General features: G+C 60.7%; 18 protein-coding genes and 1 tRNA gene. 6 read left to right on the top strand and 13 right to left on the bottom strand.

Going from position 1 to position 22574, the window contains the following annotated elements; translation table 11 throughout:
* Positions 1-26: 26 nt before the first annotated feature.
* Positions 27-2042, bottom strand: a complete 2016-nt coding sequence (uvrB, locus tag ACEN93_RS26655) for an excinuclease ABC subunit UvrB (RefSeq protein WP_495610708.1) — start codon at positions 2040-2042, stop codon at positions 27-29.
* Between the two features lie 337 nt (positions 2043-2379).
* On the opposite strand from uvrB, the gene ACEN93_RS26650 reads away from it, so the two are divergent.
* Positions 2380-3576, top strand: coding sequence for an amino acid aminotransferase (locus ACEN93_RS26650; RefSeq protein ID WP_039770139.1), 1197 nt, complete (start codon positions 2380-2382; stop codon positions 3574-3576).
* A gap of 112 nt (positions 3577-3688) precedes the next feature.
* Complete coding sequence (locus tag ACEN93_RS26645) at positions 3689-3889, top strand: hypothetical protein (RefSeq protein ID WP_007956421.1); 201 nt, start codon at positions 3689-3691, stop codon at positions 3887-3889.
* Here ACEN93_RS26645 and ACEN93_RS26640 read toward each other — a convergent pair.
* Positions 3886-4116, bottom strand: a complete 231-nt coding sequence (locus ACEN93_RS26640) for a hypothetical protein (RefSeq protein WP_007956420.1) — start codon at positions 4114-4116, stop codon at positions 3886-3888. The genes ACEN93_RS26645 and ACEN93_RS26640 overlap by 4 nt on opposite strands.
* A 228-nt stretch (positions 4117-4344) precedes the next feature.
* On the opposite strand from ACEN93_RS26640, the gene ACEN93_RS26635 reads away from it, so the two are divergent.
* Positions 4345-4420 (top strand) — tRNA-Asn (locus tag ACEN93_RS26635).
* A gap of 122 nt (positions 4421-4542) precedes the next feature.
* On the opposite strand, the gene ACEN93_RS26630 is transcribed toward ACEN93_RS26635, so the two are convergent.
* The gene (locus tag ACEN93_RS26630; protein WP_039770135.1) at positions 4543-6063 is read right to left on the bottom strand and encodes a nucleobase:cation symporter-2 family protein; all 1521 of its coding nucleotides are present in this window, start codon (positions 6061-6063) and stop codon (positions 4543-4545) included.
* A 347-nt stretch (positions 6064-6410) separates the two neighbouring features.
* On the opposite strand from ACEN93_RS26630, the gene ACEN93_RS26625 reads away from it, so the two are divergent.
* On the top strand, positions 6411-6740 hold the full coding sequence (locus ACEN93_RS26625; protein ID WP_039770133.1) for a BrnA antitoxin family protein: 330 nt from the start codon (positions 6411-6413) through the stop codon (positions 6738-6740).
* A gap of 3 nt (positions 6741-6743) precedes the next feature.
* Here the strand turns inward: ACEN93_RS26625 and ACEN93_RS26620 are convergent, their stop codons facing one another.
* Together ACEN93_RS26620 and xth are read right to left on the bottom strand one after the other, a co-directional pair.
* A complete protein-coding gene (locus ACEN93_RS26620) occupies positions 6744-7571 on the bottom strand; it encodes an arylamine N-acetyltransferase family protein (RefSeq protein WP_039770131.1) in 828 nt (275 codons plus the stop codon).
* Positions 7572-7672: 101 nt separating this feature from the next.
* Positions 7673-8467: an exodeoxyribonuclease III gene (gene xth / locus ACEN93_RS26615; protein WP_039770129.1), complete on the bottom strand. Its 795-nt coding sequence runs from the start codon at positions 8465-8467 to the stop codon at positions 7673-7675.
* Positions 8468-8584: 117 nt separating this feature from the next.
* Between xth and ACEN93_RS26610 the strand changes: the two genes are divergently transcribed.
* A complete protein-coding gene (locus ACEN93_RS26610) occupies positions 8585-9172 on the top strand; it encodes a GNAT family N-acetyltransferase (RefSeq protein WP_074687678.1) in 588 nt (195 codons plus the stop codon).
* A gap of 4 nt (positions 9173-9176) precedes the next feature.
* On the opposite strand, the gene ACEN93_RS26605 is transcribed toward ACEN93_RS26610, so the two are convergent.
* Both ACEN93_RS26605 and ACEN93_RS26600 read right to left on the bottom strand, forming a co-directional pair.
* Positions 9177-10619: a mechanosensitive ion channel domain-containing protein gene (locus ACEN93_RS26605; protein ID WP_495610707.1), complete on the bottom strand. Its 1443-nt coding sequence runs from the start codon at positions 10617-10619 to the stop codon at positions 9177-9179.
* Positions 10620-10758: 139 nt separating this feature from the next.
* Positions 10759-11625, bottom strand: coding sequence for a pirin family protein (locus ACEN93_RS26600; RefSeq protein ID WP_495610706.1), 867 nt, complete (start codon positions 11623-11625; stop codon positions 10759-10761).
* Between the two features lie 220 nt (positions 11626-11845).
* Between ACEN93_RS26600 and dkgB the strand changes: the two genes are divergently transcribed.
* Positions 11846-12649 (top strand): 2,5-didehydrogluconate reductase DkgB, encoded by an 804-nt coding sequence (gene dkgB, locus ACEN93_RS26595; protein WP_074687676.1) that lies wholly within the window; start codon positions 11846-11848, stop codon positions 12647-12649.
* Between the two features lie 4 nt (positions 12650-12653).
* Here the strand turns inward: dkgB and ACEN93_RS26590 are convergent, their stop codons facing one another.
* The 6 genes from ACEN93_RS26590 to ACEN93_RS26565 all read right to left on the bottom strand — a co-directional run bounded on the left by ACEN93_RS26590 (position 12654) and on the right by ACEN93_RS26565 (position 22485).
* Positions 12654-15869 (bottom strand): ATP-binding protein, encoded by a 3216-nt coding sequence (locus ACEN93_RS26590; RefSeq protein ID WP_495610705.1) that lies wholly within the window; start codon positions 15867-15869, stop codon positions 12654-12656.
* 11 nt (positions 15870-15880) lie between these two features.
* The gene (locus tag ACEN93_RS26585; protein ID WP_490841640.1) at positions 15881-16504 is read right to left on the bottom strand and encodes a response regulator; all 624 of its coding nucleotides are present in this window, start codon (positions 16502-16504) and stop codon (positions 15881-15883) included.
* A 107-nt stretch (positions 16505-16611) separates the two neighbouring features.
* The gene (locus tag ACEN93_RS26580; protein ID WP_495610704.1) at positions 16612-17046 is read right to left on the bottom strand and encodes a chemotaxis protein CheY; all 435 of its coding nucleotides are present in this window, start codon (positions 17044-17046) and stop codon (positions 16612-16614) included.
* A gap of 109 nt (positions 17047-17155) precedes the next feature.
* A complete protein-coding gene (locus tag ACEN93_RS26575; RefSeq protein WP_085612851.1) occupies positions 17156-17872 on the bottom strand; it encodes an MgtC/SapB family protein in 717 nt (238 codons plus the stop codon).
* Positions 17873-17927: 55 nt separating this feature from the next.
* On the bottom strand, positions 17928-20627 hold the full coding sequence (mgtA, locus tag ACEN93_RS26570) for a magnesium-translocating P-type ATPase (RefSeq protein ID WP_495610703.1): 2700 nt from the start codon (positions 20625-20627) through the stop codon (positions 17928-17930).
* Positions 20628-21147: 520 nt separating this feature from the next.
* Positions 21148-22485: a lysine N(6)-hydroxylase/L-ornithine N(5)-oxygenase family protein gene (locus ACEN93_RS26565; RefSeq protein WP_495610702.1), complete on the bottom strand. Its 1338-nt coding sequence runs from the start codon at positions 22483-22485 to the stop codon at positions 21148-21150.
* Between the last annotated feature and the right edge of the window lie 89 nt (positions 22486-22574).

The following is a 22574-nucleotide window of genomic DNA, read 5'->3' as shown; positions in this document are numbered from 1 at the left end:
CCCACGCAGAGCGTGGGAATGATCCGTTAAACGACCAACAGCCGCTCACGCAGCTTGGCGATTTCGTCGCGCATCTGCGCGGCCGCTTCGAATTCCAGGTCGCGGGCCAGCTGGTACATCTTCTCTTCCAGTTGGCGAATGCGCTTGGTGATCTCGCTCGGCGAGCGCAGTTCGGCTTCGTACTTGGCGTTTTCTTCGGCGGCCTTGGCCATGCCCTTGCGCTTCTTGCTGCGCGAACCGGGCACGGTGGCGCCTTCCATGATGTCGGCGACGTCCTTGAACACGCCCTTCGGCGTGATGCCGTTGGCCAGGTTGAAGGCGATCTGCTTGTCACGACGGCGCTCGGTTTCGCCAATCGCCCGCTCCATCGAACCGGTGATGCGATCGGCGTAGAGAATCGCCCGGCCATTGAGGTTACGCGCCGCCCGGCCGATGGTCTGAATCAGCGAGCGCTCGGAGCGCAGAAAACCTTCCTTGTCCGCGTCGAGAATCGCCACCAGCGACACTTCCGGCATGTCCAGGCCTTCACGCAGCAAGTTGATCCCCACCAGCACATCGAACGTGCCGAGGCGCAGGTCGCGGATGATTTCGACCCGCTCGACGGTGTCGATGTCCGAGTGCAGATAACGCACGCGCACGCCGTGATCGGCCAGGTAATCGGTCAGATCTTCGGCCATGCGCTTGGTCAGCGTGGTGACCAGCACTCGCTCCTCTACCGCGACGCGCTTGGTGATTTCCGAGAGCAGATCGTCGACCTGGGTCAGCGCCGGACGCACTTCAACCTGCGGGTCGACCAGACCGGTCGGGCGCACAACCTGTTCGATCACCCGGCCGGCGTGTTCGGCTTCGTAGTTGCCGGGCGTGGCCGAGACGAAAATCGTCTGCGGGCTGACCCCTTCCCACTCGTCGAAGCGCATCGGCCGGTTGTCCAGCGCCGATGGCAGGCGGAAGCCGTATTCCACCAAGGTCTCTTTACGCGAGCGGTCGCCCTTATACATCGCGCCGACCTGCGGCACGCTGACGTGGGATTCGTCGATCACCAGCAAGGCGTCGGCCGGCAGGTAATCGTAAAGCGTCGGCGGCGGTGCCCCGGCCGGACGCCCGGACAGGTAGCGCGAGTAGTTTTCGATGCCGTTGCAATAACCGAGTTCGAGGATCATCTCCAGGTCGAACCGGGTGCGCTGCTCCAGACGCTGGGCTTCCACCAGTTTGTTGTTGTTGCGCAGGTATTCCAGGCGTTCCTGCAACTCGACCTTGATCCCCTCGATGGCATCGAGCAGGGTTTCCCGCGGCGTCACGTAGTGGCTTTTCGGATAGAAGGTGAAGCGCGGCAGCTTGCGGATGACCTCGCCGGTCAGCGGGTCGAACGCGGAAATGCTCTCCACTTCGTCATCGAACAACTCGATGCGGATCGCTTCGAGGTCGGATTCCGCCGGGTAGATGTCGATCACATCGCCGCGCACCCGGAAGGTCGCACGGGCGAAATCCATGTCGTTGCGGGTGTATTGCAGGTCGGCCAAGCGCCGCACCAGCGCACGCTGGTCGAGCTTGTCGCCGCGGTCGACGTGCAAGACCATTTTCAAATAGGTTTCCGGGCTGCCCAGACCGTAGATGCACGACACCGTGGTGACGATGATCGCATCCTTGCGCTCCAGCAACGCTTTGGTCGCCGACAGACGCATCTGCTCGATGTGGTCGTTGATCGACGCATCCTTCTCGATAAAGGTGTCGGACGACGGCACATAGGCTTCGGGCTGGTAGTAGTCGTAGTAGGAAACGAAGTACTCGACGGCGTTGTTCGGAAAGAACGACTTGAACTCGCCGTACAACTGCGCGGCCAGGGTCTTGTTCGGCGCCAGCACCAGGGTCGGGCGCTGCACCTGGGCGATGACGTTGGCGATGCTGAAGGTCTTGCCCGACCCGGTCACCCCGAGCAGCGTCTGGTGCGACAAACCGGCTTCGATGCCTTCGACCATCAGGCGAATGGCTTCAGGCTGATCGCCGGCAGGGTCGAATCGGGTGACGAGCTGGAATTCAGACATAAACACCTCTGGAATCGCGACGCTGCTGGCAAACCGCAGCACCACGAGAATGACCGCAAACGACCGATGTCGCGCAAGAAAAAACGAAGATTGTGCTGAATGTGGAGCCGATTGCCTCGCCTTTCAAGGCAAACGTCCTACATCCGGTAAAGTCTCCGACAAGTCCATTCGACTAACGGTCGAGAAATAATCGGAAAAACTTACCTTAAAAGCCGAATCGCCTGTCGCCATTGATCGATGATGGCCTCTATACTAGCTCCCCGTTTGTGCACCGCTCTAGTGCATTCGGCTGGAGCGCGACACGTCCCTCCACTCTCCATTCAGAGCTGCCGTAAAAATGAGCCTGTTCTCCGCTGTCGAAATGGCACCCCGCGATCCAATCCTGGGCCTCAACGAAGCATTCAACGCCGATACCCGGACCAATAAGGTCAACCTCGGGGTGGGTGTGTACTGCAACGAAGAGGGGCGAATTCCACTCCTGCGCGCCGTCATCGAAGCCGAAACCCTTCGCGCCGCTCAGCACGCCTCGCGCGGCTACCTGCCGATCGACGGCATCGCGGCCTATGACCAGGCCGTGCAAAAGCTGCTGTTCGGCAATGATTCGCCACTGCTGGCGGCTGGCCGCGTTGTCACTACTCAGGCCGTCGGCGGTACCGGCGCACTGAAAATCGGTGCCGACTTCCTCAAGCAACTGCTGCCCAATGCCGTAGTGGCGATCAGCGACCCGAGCTGGGAAAACCACCGCGCGCTGTTCGAAACCGCCGGTTTCCCGGTGCAGAACTACCGCTACTACGACGCCGCCACCCACGACGTGAACCGTGCCGGCCTGCTCGAAGACCTGAACGCCCTGCCGAACGGCTCGATCGTCGTGCTGCACGCCTGCTGCCACAACCCAACCGGCGTCGACCTGAGCCCGGCGGACTGGAACAACGTGCTGGAAGCGGTCAAGGCCAAAGGTCACGTACCGTTCCTCGACATGGCTTACCAGGGCTTCGGTGACGGCATCGCCGAAGACGCCGCTGCCGTGCGTCTGTTTGCCGAATCCGGCCTGACCTTCTTCGTATCGAGCTCGTTCTCCAAGTCGTTCTCGCTGTACGGCGAGCGCGTCGGTGCGCTGTCGATCATCAGCGAATCGAAAGAAGAAAGCGCCCGCGTCCTGTCGCAAGTCAAACGCGTGATCCGCACCAACTACTCCAACCCGCCGACCCACGGTGCAAGCATCGTCGCCGCCGTGCTGAACAGCCCGGAACTGCGCGCTCAGTGGGAAGCCGAACTGGCTGAAATGCGCCTGCGCATTCGTGGCATGCGCGAGCAGATGGTTGCTCTGCTGGCGAAGAAAGCCCCGCAGCGTGACTTCAGCTTCGTCGGTCGTCAGCGCGGCATGTTCTCCTACTCCGGCCTGACCACCGAACAGGTTCACCGCCTGCGCAACGAGTTCGGCATCTACGCCCTGGACACCGGCCGCATCTGCGTCGCCGCGCTGAACCAGAGCAACATCGAAGCCGTGACGGACGCCATCGTTCAGGTCATCTGATCCGGCGCCGCACTGAAAACGGGAAGCCTTCGGGCTTCCCGTTTTTTATTTGTCTGAAGAAAAACCGCTACACCCTCTAGACTGCACCCAAACGATATTTCAGAGAGACGACATGAAAAACGATGACCTGCGCGCCGACCGCGACGATCTGGATGACTTCATCCCCCGCGCCCCGGCCAAACGCGGCAACAACCTGGTGCTGCAAGTCGCGGCCGGGGTGTTTCTCGGCGGGCTGGCGCTGTGGCTGGTGCAACTGGGTGCGACGATGCTCTACGCCAAACTGATGCTCGGCACCTTCACCTTCGGCGGTTAAGCCAGTTCCGCTGCACGCTGAGTCGCCGCATCGTCATAAACGACGTAGAGCGATTCGGCGACCTGGCTCTTGATGGCCTTGGTGCTTTCCAGGCCGAGGACAAAACCTTCGGCCTTGCCGCCTGCGCGGTTCAGCTCTTCAGCCGTAGCGGCCTGAGTGATCGCGTCGAAAAGCTTTTCGGCATGTGGGCCAACGCCTTTGGGCAGGCTGATTTGCGCGGTGCTCATGCGAACACCTCGACAGGACGACGGGTTAGGATGGGACTATTCATGGCGCGTACCTTTTCGGCGAATGGCCGGCAGCGCGTGTGACCACTTCCGGGCGGCCATGGTAGTCCTCTGGTGGAGTTCTGGTAACCGCCAATCGCCGATAAACCACCGCCCGTCCTGACCTTTCCAACAAACTTACATCTCGCGCTTGACTAGTCTTTTTAAATCAGTAACATACGCACCAATTCCGCAATAGCTCAGTTGGTAGAGCAAGTGACTGTTAATCACTGGGTCCCTGGTTCGAGTCCAGGTTGTGGAGCCAAATACAGAGCCCCTGAATCGAAAGATTCAGGGGCTTTTTTGTGGGCGCTGAAAAAAAGGCGACATAGAAAAAGGGCCGATCAGTTTTCCAGCTGATCGGCCCTTTTCGTTCAACGACAACGGTCAGACGTGCTCGCTGCTCTTGGCATGTGCCTTCGGTACGCCATGACCGTGATCTGCATCCGGATCGATCACCGGTACTTCGTTGCCGTCGCAGTCATGCAGCTTGCCGTCGCTGAAGTAGTCGCCTTCACGCAACGCTGCCAGATCGCGATAACGCAGGGTCCGCTCTTCTGCTGCCGCGAACACCGACTGCTGATCCGAGTTACCCGCCGTGAAGTGGTTGAACGCCAGGTTCAGCAGGATCGCCATGATCGCCGACGAGCTGATGCCCGAATGGAAAATGGTCGCGAACCAGCTCGGGAAGTGATCGTAGAAGTTCGGCGCGGCAATCGGGATCATGCCGAAGCCGATCGAGGTGGCGACGATGATCAGGTTGACGTTGTTGCGGTAATCAACCTTGGACAAGGTGCGGATACCACTCGCCGCCACGGTGCCGAACAGCACGATACCGGCGCCGCCGAGTACCGAGGTCGGCACTGCCGCGATGACCCGGCCCATGAACGGCAGCAGGCCGAGGATCACCAGGAAGATACCGCCGGTCGCCACCACATAGCGGCTCTTGATCCCGGTCACCGCCACCAGCCCGACGTTCTGGGCGAAGGCACTTTGGGTGAACGAGCCGAAGATCGGCGCAAACATGCTCGACAGCATGTCCGCCCGCAGGCCGTTGCCCAGACGCTTGGAGTCGACCTTGGTGCCGATGATTTCACCGACCGCCAGGATGTCCGCCGAGGTTTCCACCAGGGTCACCATGACCACGATGCACATCGACAGGATCGCAGCGAAGTGGAAGGTCGGCATGCCAAAATGGAACGGCGTCGGGAAGCCGAACATCGGCCCCTGGGTGACGCTGGAGAAATCCGCCATGCCGAGGAACACCGCCAGCACCGTGCCGATCACCATGGCCAACAGGATCGACAGACGCGAGATGGTCGAGCTGCCGACCTTGCTCAGCAACAACACCAGCACCAGCGTGACCGCCGCCAGACCGATGTTCTGCATGCTGCCGAAATCAGGGGCGTGACTGTTGCCGCCCATGGCCCAGCGTGCGGCCACCGGCATCAGCGTCAGGCCGATGGTGGTGATCACAATGCCGGTTACCAGCGGCGGGAAGAACTTAGTGATTCGCGAGAACACCGGCGTGATCAGCAAACCGATCAACGACGCGGCTATCACTGCGCCGAGCACCGACTGGAAGCCGCCCTCCCCGCCGCTGCTGACAATCGCCACCATGGTCGCGACACCGGAAAACGACACGCCCTGCACCAGCGGCAACTGACAGCCGAAAAACGGTAAACCCAGGGTTTGCAGCAACGTGGCCAGCCCCCCCGCAAACAATGAAGCAGCAATCAACAGACCGATGTCCGCCGGCGAAAGCCCGGCGGCCTGACCGATGATCAGTGGCACCGCGACGATACCGCCATACATGGTCAGAACGTGTTGCAGGCCGTAAGCCATATTCGCGCCGACCCCGAGATTCTCGTCCTCGGGCCGTTGGTGTGAAACATGGGGCGTTTTCATGGTGGGGGAGTTCCCTGGTTTTTGTTATGCACACACTGTATGCAAGAGTCAGGACAAATGTCCATAGACTTGTATACAACTTGTCAGTCACATAATGGTTAGCTAGCCACCCAACCTTCTATCCCGTTACTTTCATCCCCCACAAATCCGGCAACACATCCCCAATCGAGTCCACGTTTTATCCGCCTAGGCTGAAGTGTTCATGGCGACCGACGGCGCGGCCGCACTCTTTTATACATATAAAGTATGCATAATGAAGTCATTCAAGATTCAGTTCGACAAAAGCAAGAATGCTGCCAACGCATTCGAGCCCAGCGAACGATGGCAACTTTGCGCAGAGGTGATCAATGAAGGATGAGTACGATTTCAGCCAGGGTAAACGCGGCGCCATCGCGCCGATCAAGGGCAAGACCCGCATCACCATCATGCTCGATGACGCGGTGATCGAAGCCGCGCGCGAGGTCGCTGAAAGCGAGGGGTTTGGCTATCAGACGGTCATCAACAACACCCTGCGCCACGCATTGCTTAACAGCCGTGGCGCAACCGAGGAACTCGAGCATTCCAGCGGGCAATTCAAGCAAGGCATCACCGCCACCGACCTCAAAAGCCTTGAGAAAAAACTGTCGGCGGCCGTGAACGAGATCCGGCGGGTACTGGAACCGGACGTCAAACCGTAGCATTCAACTTGGCTGAATCAAGCGCGCCAGAGCCTCTCGTGCACCGGGCTGGTGCGGCAAGCGCAGGCCAAATTCCCGTTCCAGCAATTCGATCAGTTCATCAACATCTGTCACTTCGCGCCGCTCGCTCTCGGCGCCGATGCGGTGAATGGCGAAACTGCCGTTGTTCAGCGTACGCCGCCAGCCGTCGCCGGTACGCGCCACCATCAGGCGCTGGGCGAATGGTGAGTCCGGGTGGGTCGAGACGTACCAGTTGCCGAGGGTGTAATCGATGTCTTCCTGGCGCTGCAGGTCGAACAGGTACATCGGCCGCCATTCGCCAGCAACCTTGGCCCGCAACATGTAGCCATCGGCCTGCACTTCGATGCGATACGGTTCGTGCGGGGTGGATTGCTCGGCTTCGGTATCCAGCACCAGCGGCGCGGTCGGGACCATGCCGCCGAAGCCGACGTCGGTGATGTAGCGCACGCCATCGATGGTCACCAGGCTCAAGCGGTGGGTGCGCGCCGTCCAGCTGCCCTCGGGCTGATTCATGACCACGCGCCCGCTGATGCCCCGCGCATCGAACCCCAGCTCCAGCAACAAGGCCAGAAACAGGTTGTTCAGCTCGTAGCAGTAACCGCCACGGGCGTCGTTCAGGACCTTGCGCTCAATGGAGGGCAGATCGATCAGCACAGGTTCGCCACTCAGCGTCGACAGGTTTTCGAAAGCAAAGGCGCCGGTATGGCGCAGTTGCAACAGGCGCAAGGTTTCAAGGGTCGGTGCCGGGGGCGCATCGAATCCCAGGCGTTGCAGATACTGTTTCAGATTCGTCAGGCGTGGCTCGCTCATGGCTGGGTCCTTTCGCATGGGGGCGCGGATCGTTCCGCCGATGGTCGCCATGTATACGGGATCCGGGCCTCGAATCGACAATTGAATTAACCAATCACCGGCTAGCGTCTTTTACGCGAATCGATACGAATCCACGTTGGCGCGTGATCACTGGCATGCGGTTCATTACGCACCCAGGCATCCACCCCCGCCTCGTGCAAATAAGGCGTCAGCTTCGGATTGAGCAGCAGATGGTCGATCCGCAGCCCGGAGTTCTTCTGCCAGTGCTGACGGAAATAGTCCCAGAAGGTGTACAGCCGATCTTCGGGATACAGATGCCGCAACGAATCCGTCCAGCCCTGATCCAGCAGGCGCTGGTAGCACTCGCGGCTCTCCGGTTGCAACAGCGCGTCCTTGAGCCAGGAACGGGTGTTGTAGATATCCAGATCGGTAGGCACCACGTTGTAATCGCCAGCCAGCACCACCGGATGATCGCTGCTTTGCAGATCCTTGGCGTATTTGATCAGACGCTCGAACCAGGCCAGTTTGTAGTCGAACTTCGGCCCCGGTTGCGGGTTGCCATTGGGCAGGTACAGGCATCCCACCAACACCCCGTGCACCGCTGCTTCGAGGTAGCGGCTGTGTTTATCGTCGGGATCGCCGGGCAAACCGCGCCGGCTCTCCAGCGGTTGCGCATCGCGGGCAAGAATCGCCACGCCGTTCCATGACGCCTGACCGTGCCAGATGGCGCCGTAACCGGCAGCCTCCAGCTCGGCGGCGGGAAACGCGCTGTCCACCAGTTTCAGCTCCTGCAAACAGGCGATGTCCGGCTGCTCGCGCCTGAGCCATTCCAGCAGGTTTGGCAGTCGGGCCCGCAGGCCGTTGACGTTGAACGTGGCAATGCGCATTTTTTTCATCGTCCGGGTTCCTGCCAATGACCGATAAAAACTCTGACATCCGCCCACCGCGACGGTTGCGTCGGATCCTTCCCGTACGGCGTAATAAGCCCTCGCCCGATCGCCGAGAATCCCCACATGCAAACCACGCTGCAAGGCCAGGGCATCATCCTGCGCCCGCTTCAATACGCCGACGCCGATGCCCTGCTCCGCGCTGCCGCCGACGGTGAACTGTGGAACCTCACGGTCACCGTGGTGCCGTCGGCGACCACCGTCGACGCTTACCTGAAGAAGGCCCTCGACGGCCGTGAGGCGGGAACGGTCATGCCGTTTGTCATCGTACTGAAGGAAACCGGCGAGGTGATCGGCTCGACCCGGTTCTGGAAGATCGACCCGCTCAACCGCAAGCTGGAGATCGGCAGCAGCTGGATTTCGGCACGATTTCAGAAGACCTTCGTCAACACCGAGGCCAAGTACCTGATGCTGCGCCACGCGTTCGAGGTGCTCGATTGCGTGCGGGTGCAGTTCACCACCGACGAAAACAACCAGAAGTCGCGTAACGCGATTCTGCGGCTCGGCGCGCAACAGGAAGGCATCGTCCGCCACGAACGCATCATGCCGGACGGCCGCAAGCGCAACTCGGTGCGCTTCAGCATCATCGATGACGAATGGCCGCAGGTGCGCCTGAACCTGGAACGCAAACTGGCGGATTACGGCCTGCGCTGAACAGTCAGACGCGATTGCGCAGCCATTGCAGGAAACCTTTCTTCGGCAGCGCCACCGGCGTTTCTTCCGTCAGGGATTGCGCCTTGTGCAGGCGGAAATCGAGCAGCGCCTGCATCGCGTCGTTGATGTCGTGACGAGCGTCCAGGCACGGCTTGAGATAAGACTTTTCAATGCGATACAGCGCGCAGAAGGTCTTGGCGGAGAAGTCGGCCGGCAATGACGTATCGGACAGAATCCCCGCCTCGCCGATCACTTCACCCGGCCCCATCCGTCCTGACTCGAACGGCGCGCCATGGCGCTTGAGCGTCACCGAGACCACGCCGGACTCGATGATGAACAGATGATCGCTGACCTCGCCGCCCGCGAGGATCGTCTCGCCGGCGCGGAAGGTTTGCAGGGTCATGTTCTGGCTGAAGGTTTCTTTCTCCTCCTGACGCAGGGTGGAGAAAATCGGCGAGCTGTCGAGCAACGCCCGAGGGCGCGAGAGATTGCTCGGCACGCCGGGCTCATCGCTCGATAGCAGATTGACCCCGGACGCCTGCAGGTGCCGGAACACCAGGTCGAACAGCTGATTGCGCACCACGCGCTTTTCGCTCATCGAGGCGACGAACCCGCTGATTTCATATTCGGCACCCGCACTGTTGGAGCTCTTCAGCGCGACACTCGGCGCGGGGCTCTCCAATAACTGGCGGCAGCCCTGCATCGCCCGCTCCAGGGCATCAATCACCGAGCTGGGCCGCGCATGGGGACTGACCTGCACGCTGACGGCCACCCCGAACATATTGCTCGGCCGGCTGAAGTTGATGATCTTGGCCTTGGCCGCCAGCGAGTTGGGAATCACCGCCATGCTGCCCTGACTGGTTTGCAGCCGCGTGGCGCGCCAGTCGATGTCGGTGACCCGGCCTTCGGTGCCGTCGATGGAAATCCAGTCATCCAGTTGATAAGGCTTGGTGGTGTTGAGCACGATCCCGGAAAACACGTCACTCAAGGTGCTCTGCAACGCCAGACCGACGATGATCGCCAGCGCCCCGGAGGTTGCCAGCACGCCCTTGACCGGCAGATCCAGCACATAGGCCAGTGCCGCGATGATTGCGATCAGGAAAATCACCGCACCGAGCAGATCCTGCAACAACCGCCCGGTGTGCCCGACCCGTTGCATCATCACCGCACCGATCAACACCGTCAGAGTGCGCGCGCCGAACAGCCACCAGCCGATCTGCAACCCGGTCGCCGCCAGGTGCAACGGCACATTGTCGGCCCACGGCGCAGGCTCCATCGGGTTGAGCCCTTCGTTGAACAGCAGGATGCTGAACAGGGCAAAAATCAGCACCCGCACCAACAGTTTCCATGCGCTGCCGTGGGCGCTGATCAGGCGCCACAGACCGAGATCGATCAGGATCAGAATCAAGGCGCAAAACAACGGATGATCGGTGAGCAGAGACAGCATCAAACAACTCCGACAGGGGCCAATCGCGAGAAGATCGCACAGATTGGGCTCAGTGTAGGAGTAATTGATTTGGCGGGATGAGCGCTACTGCGCGTGCGCAAAAAAAAACGGCAGGCGCACGTGGCGCCTGCCGGGATTTTCAGCCGTGCATCTGGCCGAAGCGGCCGGACTGGAAGTCGGCGAAGGCCTGATGGATTTCCTGCTCGGTGTTCATCACGAACGGGCCGTGGCCGACAATCGGCTCGTCGATCGGCTCGCCATTGAGCAGCAGCACCACCGCGTCCTGGCTGGCCTGGAGGGTGATGCGATCACCGTCACGCTCGAACAGCGCCAACTGCCCTTCGCGCATCGACTCCCCACCGTTGATCTGAACCGAACCCTTCAACACCACCAGCGCCGTGTTGCGGCCTTCGTGCAGATCCAGCGAGAGCAACTTGCCGGTGTTCAGTCGCAGATCCCACACGTCGATAGGCGTGAACGTGCGGGATGGACCTTTGTGGCCGTCGAACTCACCGGCGATCAGCCGCAGGCTGCCGGCACCGTCCTTGAGCGCGATTTGCGGGATATCACTGTCCAGAATGGTCTGGTAACCCGGCGCGGCCATTTTGTCCTTGGCCGGCAGGTTGACCCACAGCTGCACCATTTCCAGATTGCCGCCGGTTTTGGCGAAGTTTTCCGAGTGGAACTCTTCATGCAGGATGCCGGAAGCCGCCGTCATCCATTGCACATCCCCCGGACCGATGGTGCCGCCGCTGCCGGTGGAGTCGCGGTGCTGCACTTCGCCTTCGTAAACGATGGTCACGGTTTCGAAGCCACGGTGCGGATGCTGCCCCACGCCGCGGCGTTCAGTAGTCGGGGTGAAATGCGCAGGACCGGCGTGATCCAACAGCAGGAACGGGCTGATGTGTTTGCCCAGGTTGTCGTAGGAAAACAGGGTGCGCACCGGAAACCCATCGCCGACCCAGTGGCCGCGAGGGCTGGTGTAGATACCGATCAGGTTTTTCATGGTGGACTCCGTCATCAGGTTGATCATGGAGCGATCATAAATTCGTCATGTATTTAGTACTAGTCAGCCAAAACCGTCCTCATCGTTCTACTGGTGGAACGATATCGATCGCGGTGATTCTTGACTTTCAGTCAACAGTACTTTGCCCCGACAGCGGTTTTTCCCAAGGAATCAGACGCGGATACTCCTGCCCATTCCCACTGCAACCCTGGAGTCCTGCATGTCTGTTCCCGCTTTCGGTCTTGGTACGTTTCGCCTGCAAGGTCAGGTGGTCATCGATTCGGTGAGCACTGCCCTTGAACTTGGTTACCGAGTCATCGACACCGCACAGATCTACGAAAACGAGGCCGACGTTGGCGCAGCCATCGCTGCCAGCGGCATTGCCCGTGAAGAGCTGTTCATCACCAGCAAGATCTGGATCGCCAACTTCGCCAAGGATCGTCTGATCGAAAGCCTCAAGGAAAGCCTGCAAAAGCTGCAGACCGACTACCTCGACCTGACGCTGATCCACTGGCCATCGCCGGAAGATCAAGTGCCGGTCGAAGAGTTCATGGGCGCGTTGCTGGAAGCCAAACGCCTGGGCCTGACCCGGCAGATCGGCGTGTCCAACTTCACCATCGACCTGATGAAACAGGCGATTGCTGCGGTCGGTGCGCAAAACATCGCCACCAACCAGATCGAGCTGCACCCGTACCTGCAAAACCGTAAGGTCGTGGAATTCGCCCAGAGTCAGGGCATTCAGATCACCTCGTACATGACCCTCGCCTACGGCGAAGTGCTGAAGGATCCGCTGATCGTGCAGATCGCCGAGCGTCTGCAAGCCACCCCGGCGCAGGTCACTCTGGCGTGGGCGATGCAGTCGGGTTACGCGGTGATTCCGTCGTCGACCAAACGCGCCAACCTGCAAGGCAACCTCGGCGCCACGGCGCTGACCCTGAGCGATGCCGACATGGCGCTGATCGCCACACTGGAGCGCGGCCATCGCCTGACCAGCCCCAAAGGCATCGCGCCGCAGTGGGACTGACCGATCAGGCCTGAAGCTGCTGCGCGAGGTCGTGCATGGCCACGCGCAGCGAATCGATGGCAGCCGTCAATGCCGCTTCGGGCTCATCGTCACGACAGGCTTGCTCGAGTAACCGACACGCCGAGACCACGCGCTCGGCACCGATCATGTGCGCCCCGCCCGTGACGTGATGCGCCAGATCACGCAAGACTTCGCGATCACGGCCTGACTCTTCCAGCCGCTTCAGGTCGATACGCAGATTGCTCAGTACTTCCTCACGCAATTGGTCGATCAGCGGGTTGTCCGCGCCCGCCAGTTGCAACAGCGCGCTCAGATCGAACTCGGCCGGTGCCGGATCGTCCGCGCTGTCGGCCTGCGAACCCCCGGAGACGGCGGCCATCAAGGCCAGGCTCAATTCGCGCAGCAGAACCGGTTTGAACAGGCAATCATCCATCCCGGCCGCGCGGCATCGCTCCTTTTCTTCCATCTGTGCATTGGCGGTAAATCCGAGGATCAGACAGGGCGTCCTGCCCATGGCAGCCTCTTCCCGACGCACCGCCCCTGTCAGTTCATATCCGTTGAATTCCGGCATGTTGCAGTCGGTGATCAGTGCATCGAAAGATTGCTCGCGCCACAGCGCGAGCCCTTCCTCACCGCCACCGGCGTCAACAGCGCGATGCCCGAGCTCACTCAACTGCCGGCACAACAGCAGGCGATTCACCGGATGGTCATCCACCACCAGCACGTTCAGCGACTTGACCGTCGCCGCCACTGGCGCCGGCGCAGCCTCTTGCACAAGCGGCGCCAGCACCGGCAGTTCCATTCGCAGCATGACCTGAGTGCCCCTTCCCGGTTCGCTGGTCATCCACAAATCACCGCCCATCATCCGGCACAGGTTGCGGCTGATCACCAGCCCCAGACCAGAACCGCCATGCGCCACAGACTGATGATCGCCGACCTGCACAAACGGGCGGAACAACCGCTGCTGATCCTCGGCGCTGATCCCTCGGCCACTGTCTTCGATGATCACGCCCGCTTCAATCAGCCCGTCCTGTTCGCCGAACACGCGCAGGCGCAGGCTCACCTCGCCGTCCTCGGTGAACTTGATTGCATTGCTCAGCAGGTTCGACAGCACTTGTTTGAACCGCAGGGGATCGAGCATCACCACGACGTTGCTGCGCTCATCCATTTCTACATGCCACAACAATTGTTTCTGCCGGGCCAGGCCTTCGAAAATCCGACACACTGACGCCACCACTTCATGCAGATTGACGCGCTCGGGGGCCAGCGACAGATGCCCGGACTCGATGCGTGCGATGTCGAGGATATCGCCGATCAATGCCAGCAGTTGCTGCCCGGCGCTGGACGCCACCTCGATCGCCTGGCGATCGGTCACGCCTTCATCGGCACGCTTGAGGGCCAGTTCGAGCATGCCGATCAGGGCGTTCATCGGTGTGCGGATTTCATGGCTCATGGTCGCCAGAAACGTGCTCTTGGCGCGATTGGCTTCATCGGCCGCGTCCTTGGCCTCCTGCAATTGCCGTAGCCATTGCTGGCGCTGGCGGATCTGCCGACGCTGAAAGCCGATCCAGCCCAACGCCAACAGCAACAGCCCCGCCGCCACTGCAAACCCGCGCAGTATTTGCGTTTGATGACGCTGCCAATAGCTGTCTTGCAGCACCACGTTACGACTCCAACGCGCGACCAGACCGTCGATTTCCTGGGGTGCGATGCTCAGCAGTGCCTTGTTCAGAATCGATTGCAACTGCGGGGCATCGAGCGCCGTGGCCATGGCGACCCGGGCCGGCTGATCACCCAGCGTGGAAACAATGCGCAAACGATCGCGGAACTGGTGATCGATCTGGTAGCGCGCCACCAGCAACGAACTCAACGTCGCATCCGCCTTGCCATCGAGCAGCGCCTGCGTGCCGTCAGCCGGGCTTGGCAACTCGATCAGGTTGATCTGCGGCACGTGCTCCAACAGATAATCGCGCAGTGGATTACCGCGGTAGAGCGCCAGGCGCCTACCTGCCATCTCTTCGAGGCTGCGCGGCGCCTGTGACTTCAAATCGGTGATCAAGACAAAGGGGCTATTGGCGTACGAGCGGGTAAGCAGCATTTGCGTTTCGCGCTGGCGGCTCGGTGTCATCACCGGCAGCAGATCCAGTTGCCCGCTCCTGAGTTGCTCGACCTGACGATCCAGCGACTGACCGCGCACCACCTCGAATGTCAGGCCACTGCGCTGACTGATCAGGTTGAGCAATTGGGCGGCCAGGCCATTGAAGCGGCCATCGGCGTCAAAGAATGTCAGCGGGGCAAAATCATCGACAGCGCCGACCCGTATCACCGGATGCTGATCCAGCCATTGTTGCTCGCTGTCGCTCAGGCTCACCCGCGACTGCGCCGCCATGTCGGCGCGACCGGCGCTCCAGCGCAGTTCCATGGCCAGGCGCTGTTCCATGGGAATCGCCAGCAAGGCCTTGTCGACCAGACGTTTCAAGCGTGTGTTGCTGCGGGCCAGGGCGAAGCCGAACGGGTTGGCGTCAAGGCCCGAGGGCCCCGCCAGTTGCAGGTCGTTGTGAAAGTGAGTGTTGATCAGATAGCTGGCGCTGATGAAGTCGCCGAGATAAAGAACAGCGTCGCCGAACGCTACAGCTCCGAGGGCATCAAGGATCGAGGGGTAACGCTGGAGGATCGCTTGCGGATAAGCCTCCTCGATGGTCCAGACAGGCAAGTAGTCTTCCACCATGGCGATACGTTTGCCGGCGAGATCATCCGGCAACGGCTCATCGAGCCGGGTCACCCACATCGGCTGATCTTCAGCGTAGGCGCGCGACAGCATCAGGTCGGGATCAGCGATTTCAAAGTTGTTCGACGTACCCAGCAGGTCCACATCCCCGGCCTTGAGCGCGGCCATCGCGCTTGCGCGGTTGGCATAACACCAGACTTCGACGTCGATGTTCAAAATCTGTGCGATCGCATCGGCGTAATCGGCGGTGAGGCCTTCCAGTTCGTGTCGTTTGCGAGTCAGTTCAAAGGGCGGGTAATCCGGCCAGGAGGCACCGATGCGCAATACCGGGTGCGTGCTCAGCCACTGCCGATCCTGCTTGTCCAGTTGAATCTGTACACCTTCCAGGCGGGTGCGGGAGACGATTTCAAGCCGCTGCGCCGGCCCGGTCGCGTGCGCTGCGCTTGCAAGCATCAGTATCGACAGAAGTACGGCCCGCAGAGGACATATCATGAGGCTACCGATCAAGACAGGCCGTTGCGTTTGACAAACGCTCCCAACGCCACCAGCGAGCTCACTCCGAGTTTCAGCATCAAACGGGTCTTGTAGGTGCTGACGGTTTTGTGACTGAGGTTCATCGTCAGAGCGATGTGCTTGTTGGACTCACCTCTGGCCAGCTTCAGCATGATTTCCATTTCGCGGGTGGACAGAAGTGCGATCAGCTCTCGCTCATCGCGGTGCGCTTCGGATTGCACGGCATTGACAGGCACTTCAGGAAAGTAGCTATAGCCCAAACGGACGGCCTTGATAGCATTCTGCAAATGCTGCATCGAGGCGGACTTGGAGACAAAAGCCATCGCCCCCGCACGTCGACAGCGCACCACATAGTGTTCAGGTTCGGCCGAGGTGAAAATCACCACCTTGCAGACCAGCCCGATGGCTCTGATGCGTTCCAATACCTCCAGGCCACCGAATCCGTTGAGCTTCAGGTCGAGCACGACCAGTTCCGGCGAGTGTTCACGGAGCATTGGCACCACATCGACACCGCTGGTAGCCACATGAATCTGTTTGTAGCCCAACCCCTGCAACAGCAGGCTGATGGCAGTGACAACCACCGGATGATCTTCGGCAACCAGTACTGAACCCATGACCACTCCCGGGGCGAATACCTGACATGACGCCACCGATCCAGCATGAACGGGACTATTGGTAGCTGCGCTACAACTGTTGCACGGTGTGCACGCTGAATCACCTGTCAGATCTGACAGGTGCGCGCCAGACCGATGTGTGATAGTGGACGCGATGATCGCCCAAGCGATGCTTCGACCGAGGTCATCAACTGTTCGATTTCGTCGAATGAAGGCAGCGCTGCAGGGCAGGTGATGATCTTTGCCTCGAAATGCCCGGGAACCCCTGTGGAATCCGCCGGCGCACCATAGACCAGGGCCCGTCGGATTTGTGGGTGATCGAACAGAAAACCGGGCAGATCCGCGATCCCGCTCGCCACTTCGGCATTGACCACCAGGACATCGAACGGCTGACAGCCGTAATCGACCAGAGTCAACAGTTCGGCAAGACTTTGCACCGGTGCAATGCGGTAATAATCGAGGCCGTTGAACAGGCGCTCGATCTTCATCCGATGAAAGTGCTGCAAGTCGGCGATCAGGATGCGCAGGGTTTTGTCGGTCAATGTGGAAGTCCGGGTAGTCGCTTCAAGTGGCGGCAAGACTACCCAAGCATCGGGATACACTCTGTAGGACTTTTCCGAAAAACACGGTCACTCATCGGGATTGAAAAAGTTACTCCGTGGTGCTCGGACTCCAGAACGCCTGCACCACCAGCGTCGACGTCGAGATTCGCGCCACCAGCGCATCCAGTTCATCACCGTCCACCGAGGTGGTGGCCAGCGTCGCTTCGATCTCGATTTCATCGGCACCGAAGGCATGTACATCGACATCGCTGGCCGGGTAATTGCTGCGTTCCAGCTCGGCCTCGAGCAAGGCGAACACGGCTTTCTGCTGCGAACGCCGGGCGATGACATAAACAATGTTGGTGACTTCCGCCGAGACCACGTCCAGCGGCTGACGGTTGATGTTGTTGACGATCGGCCGCAACAAGGTATTGGCGGCCAGCACGAACAAGGTGCCCAGCACCGCTTCGGCCAGCAGGTCGGCACCGGCGCAGGCGCCGACGGCCGCCGAGGTCCAGAGCGTGGCGGCGGTATTGAGCCCGCGCACGTTGCCCTCTTCGCGCATGATCACCCCGGCACCGAGAAAGCCGATGCCGGAGACCACATACGCGACCACCCGCACCGCGCCTTCGGCCCCGGCGAGACGGTTGGCCATGTCGACGAAAATCGCCGCGCCGACCGCCACCAGCACATTGGTGCGCAAGCCCGCCGTGCGTTGCCGGTACTGGCGTTCGAAGCCGATCAGGCCGCCGAGGATGAACGCCGCGCTGAGGCTGACCAAAGTGTCGAGCAATGAGCTGAGGTTGAGATTGTTGATCGCTTGCATGTGAAGCTCCTTGAAACCGCCCCCCTCGCTCCCACAAGGGGGGAATTCTTGCCTGTTACTGCCAGCCAAAGCGGCGGATGTAGAAGCCTTTGACGGCCTGGGTCAGTGCCATGTACGCCAGCAGGATCACCGGCAGGAACACGAAGTACATCGACGGCAGCGCCTGCAATTTGAAGTAGTGCGCCAGCGGCCCCATCGGCAGGAAGATGCCCACGGCCATGATGATCCCGGTCATCACCAGCAACGGCATGGCCGCGCGGCTTTGCAGGAACGGAATCTTCGGCGTGCGGATCATGTGCACGATCAGCGTCTGGGTCAGCAGCCCCACCACGAACCAGCCGGACTGGAACAGGGTCTGGTGATCCGGAGTGTTGGCATCGAACACGTACCACATCAAGGCGAACGTTGTGATGTCGAAGATCGAACTGATCGGACCGAAGAACAGCATGAAGCGCCCGACATCCCCCGGCTGCCAGCGTTGTGGCTGTTTCAGCATCTCGTCGTCGACGTTGTCGAACGGGATCGCGATCTGCGAAATGTCATACAGCAGGTTCTGCACCAGCAGGTGCATCGGCAGCATCGGCAGGAACGGAATGAACGCACTGGCGACCAGCACCGAGAACACGTTGCCGAAGTTCGAGCTGGCGGTCATCTTGATGTACTTGAGCATGTTGGCGAAGGTCCGACGCCCTTCCAGCACGCCCTCCTCCAGCACCATCAGGCTCTTTTCCAGCAGGATGATGTCGGCCGCTTCCTTGGCGATGTCCACCGCGCTGTCCACCGAAATCCCGATGTCTGCGGTGCGTAGCGCCGGGGCGTCGTTGATACCGTCGCCCATGAACCCGACCACGTGGCCGTTGCCCTTGAGGATGCGCACGATGCGTTCCTTGTGCGACGGGGTCAGCTTGGCAAACACGTTGGTGGTTTCCACCGCCACGGCCAGTTCAGCGTCGCTCATGCGCTCGATGTCGTTGCCCATCAGCAGGCCTTGCTGGGCCAGGCCCACTTCGCGGCAGATCTTGGCGGTCACCAGCTCGTTGTCGCCGGTCAGCACTTTCACGGCCACGCCGTGTTCGGCCAGGGCCTTGAGTGCCGGGGCGGTGCTTTCCTTCGGCGGATCGAGAAACGCCACGTAACCGATCAGCGTCAGTTCCTGCTCGTCGCTCAGGCTGTAAGTGTCGCGCCCCTGCGGCATCGACCGTGCCGCCACCGCGACCACGCGCAAGCCTTCAGCGTTGAATGCTGCTGTGACCTGACGAATTTTCGCCAGCAATTCATCGCTCAAGGCTTCGTCGACTTCACCGTGACGCACCCGGCTGCACACCGCCAGCACTTCTTCCACCGCGCCCTTGCAGATCAGCTGATGCGGCTGGCCGCGCCCTTCCACCACCACCGACATCCGCCGGCGATTGAAATCGAACGGGATCTCGTCGACCTTGCGAAACGCCGTGCCGACCTTCAGCTCACGGTGGATTTCCACGTGTTCCAGCACCGCCACGTCGAGCAGGTTTTTCAGGCCGGTCTGGTAGTAGCTGTTGAGGTAAGCCATTTCCAGCACGTCGTCGGAGTCTTCGCCCCAGACGTCGACGTTACGCGCCAGGAAAATCTTGTCCTGGGTCAGTGTGCCGGTCTTGTCGGTGCACAGCACGTCCATGGCACCGAAGTTCTGAATCGCATCCAGGCGTTTGACGATGACTTTCTTGCGCGACAGGAACACCGCGCCCTTGGCCAGCGTCGAGGTGACGATCATCGGCAGCATTTCCGGGGTCAGGCCCACGGCAATCGACAGCGCGAACAGCAGCGCTTCGGTCCAGTCGCCCTTGGTGAAACCGTTGATGAACAACACCAGCGGCGCCATGACGAACATGAAGCGGATCAGCAGCCAGCTGACTTTGTTCACCCCTTGCTGGAACGAAGTCACCGCGCGATCAGTCGCCCCGACCCGCTGCGCCAGTGCACCGAAATAGGTGCTGTTGCCGGTAGTGAGAATCACCGCCACCGCCGTGCCGGACACCACGTTGGTGCCCATGAACAGGATGTTGTCGAGCTCCAGCGGATTGCGCGTGTCACGATCGGCCTGACGCGGGAATTTCTCCACCGGCATCGATTCGCCGGTCATCGCTGCCTGGCTGACGAACAGGTCCTTGGCGCTGAGCACCCGGCAATCGGCGGGAATCATGTCGCCGGCCGACAGCACGATCAGATCACCTGGCACCAGTTGCTTGATCGGCAATTCAGCACGCGGCGCATCCCGGCGCAGCACGGTGGCGGTGTTGCTGACCATCGCCTTGAGCGCGTCGGCGGCCTGGTTGGATTTGCTTTCCTGCCAGAAGCGCAGCAGCGTCGAGAGCACCACCATCGAGAAAATCACGATCGCGGCCTTGAGGTCTTCGGTCAGCCACGAGATCACCGCCAACAGGGTCAGCAGCAGGTTGAAAGGGTTCTTGTAGCAGTGCCACAGGTGGGTCCACCACGGCAGCGGTTGCTCGTGTTCGACTTCGTTGAGGCCGTGCTGCGCACGCAGCACATCGACTTCGAAATCGGTGAGGCCATCAGTGTGGGTGCCGAGTTTCGACAACAGCACGCCGCTGTCGCAATGGGCGGCGTCCACCAGCGTGTTGGCGAGGGTGGGCGGCACTTCACGGCTGACCGTGGTGTCGCTGAGGGTTTCCAGCAAGGCCAGGCGACGGAAGTGCCGGGCGATGTGACGGGTCCGCAGGAAGCCTGCGAAAAATTCCTTGAGCGTAAGTTTCATGGCTGTTGCCCCTATGGTCAGCCGGGAAACCGTCGAGCAGGTACGTCCTCGTCCCGGGCACCGGAAAACCGGCACGGCAAGGCGTGGCGCGCCGGTCAGAAAAGACAGGCGTGTCGATAGGGCTGCAATGACGACGATGAAGTCGACTTCACAGGCTTTTCAGTGTCGATGAGAAGGACGTCGGGACATGACCGGGACCGGTCATGATCGGGATGCCGCTGCTCGCTGTTCGGCGAGACAACGGCACAAAAAAATGCGCGTTATCTTGCCGAGAATCCGCCGGTTACAAGGACCGGCCGACAACTGTCACTCGAACAAGTACCCACTGTGGGTCTCCGCTATTGATGAAAACGCGCGAAGCTTACGCCCCGATTTCAGGAGAGTAAACCCGCAAAAGGAAGCGTGTCGGGGAATGTGGCGGGTGTTCAGGAAGGGTTCAGGATTGCCCCCGAGATCGCTCCCTCCGAGATCGTTCCCACGCTCTGCGTGGGAACGATCAGTGTGGAGGCTGAAAGGATACTTAGCTGGCAGTCGCCAGCAACAGATCCATCACCGAACGGCTGTGCCCGCGGTTTTTGCCATGCTCATACAGCGAGCCGGCAATCTCGTCCGCGCGGATCGGCAGGATCGACAGCAGCGTATCGCTCAGACCATGACTGGCCTGGCAGAAGCCCTGCATGTACAGACCGGCCTTGCAGCGCTCGTCGGTGATCAACCGGTAATTGCGATCGACCTCGAAGTCGCCCAGGTATTCTTCCAGCGGCGCCAGCAGTTTGCGGTGCATCTGACGCTCGTAACCGGTGGCCAGCACGACTGCATCGTAGGTACGCACGGTGACTTCGCCGGTGGCATTGTTGCGCACGGTCAGTTCAATGCCGTGTTCGGTGGCAGTGGCTTTCTCGACCGTAGTCAGAGTGCGGAACGCATGACGTGCGACGCCGGAGACTTTCTGACGATAGAAGATGCCGTAGATGCGCTCGATCAGGTCGATGTCGACCACCGAGTAGTTGGTGTTGTGGTACTCGTTGACCAGACGCTCACGCTCGCTGCTCTTCTGCTGGAAGATCAGGTCGGTGAATTCCGGCGAGAACACTTCGTTGACGAACGGGCTGTCGTCCGCCGGTTTCAGGGCCGAGCCGCGCAGGATCATGTCGACCTGCACCGACGGGAACGAATCGTTCAGGTCGATGAAGGCTTCCGCCGCGCTCTGGCCGCCACCGATGATCGCAATGCTCATTGGCTGGTTGTTGATGCACGGCTGCTTGGCCATCTCGGCCAGGTATTGCGAGTGATGGAACACCCGACCGTCGCCCTTCAACGCCTTGAACGCTTCGGGAATGCGTGGCGTGCCGCCGGCGCTGACCACCACCGAACGCGCAGTACGCACAAACTGCTGGCCTTCGGTATCACGGGAAATCACCCGCAGCGCTTCGACCTGATGGTTGTGCAGCACCGGCTCGATGGTCAGCACTTCTTCACCGTAGCGGCTCTGTTCGGTGAACTGCCCGGCCACCCAGCGCAGGTAGTCGTTGTACTCCATGCGGCACGGATAGAAGGTGCCGAGGTTGATGAAGTCCACCAGACGGCCGTGGTGCTTGAGGTAGTTGACGAACGAGTACGGGCTGGTCGGATTGCGCAGGGTGACCAGATCCTTGAGAAAGGAAATCTGCAACTCGCTCTGGGTCGACAGGGTGTTGCCGTGCCAGCTGTAGTGGGGTTGTTTGTCGAGGAACAGCACATCCAGCTCGCCCTGGGTCGGGCCGCGCTCTTGCAGAGCGATGGCCAGCGCCAGGTTCGAAGGGCCGAAACCGACGCCGATCAGGTCGTGAACGATGGGCGATGCAATTGCCTGTGTCATTTCCAGTGTCCTCTGGAGGAACCCCGAACCAGCGGGGACGAAAAGCCTGAGTGACCTGACCGGCCTTGAGCAGGACAGCAGATCGTCTG

The organism is Pseudomonas sp. Pseusp21, assembly GCF_059492145.1.
The sequence above is the reverse complement of the archived record's forward strand: the minus strand, read 5'-3'. Positions and strand labels throughout refer to the sequence as shown.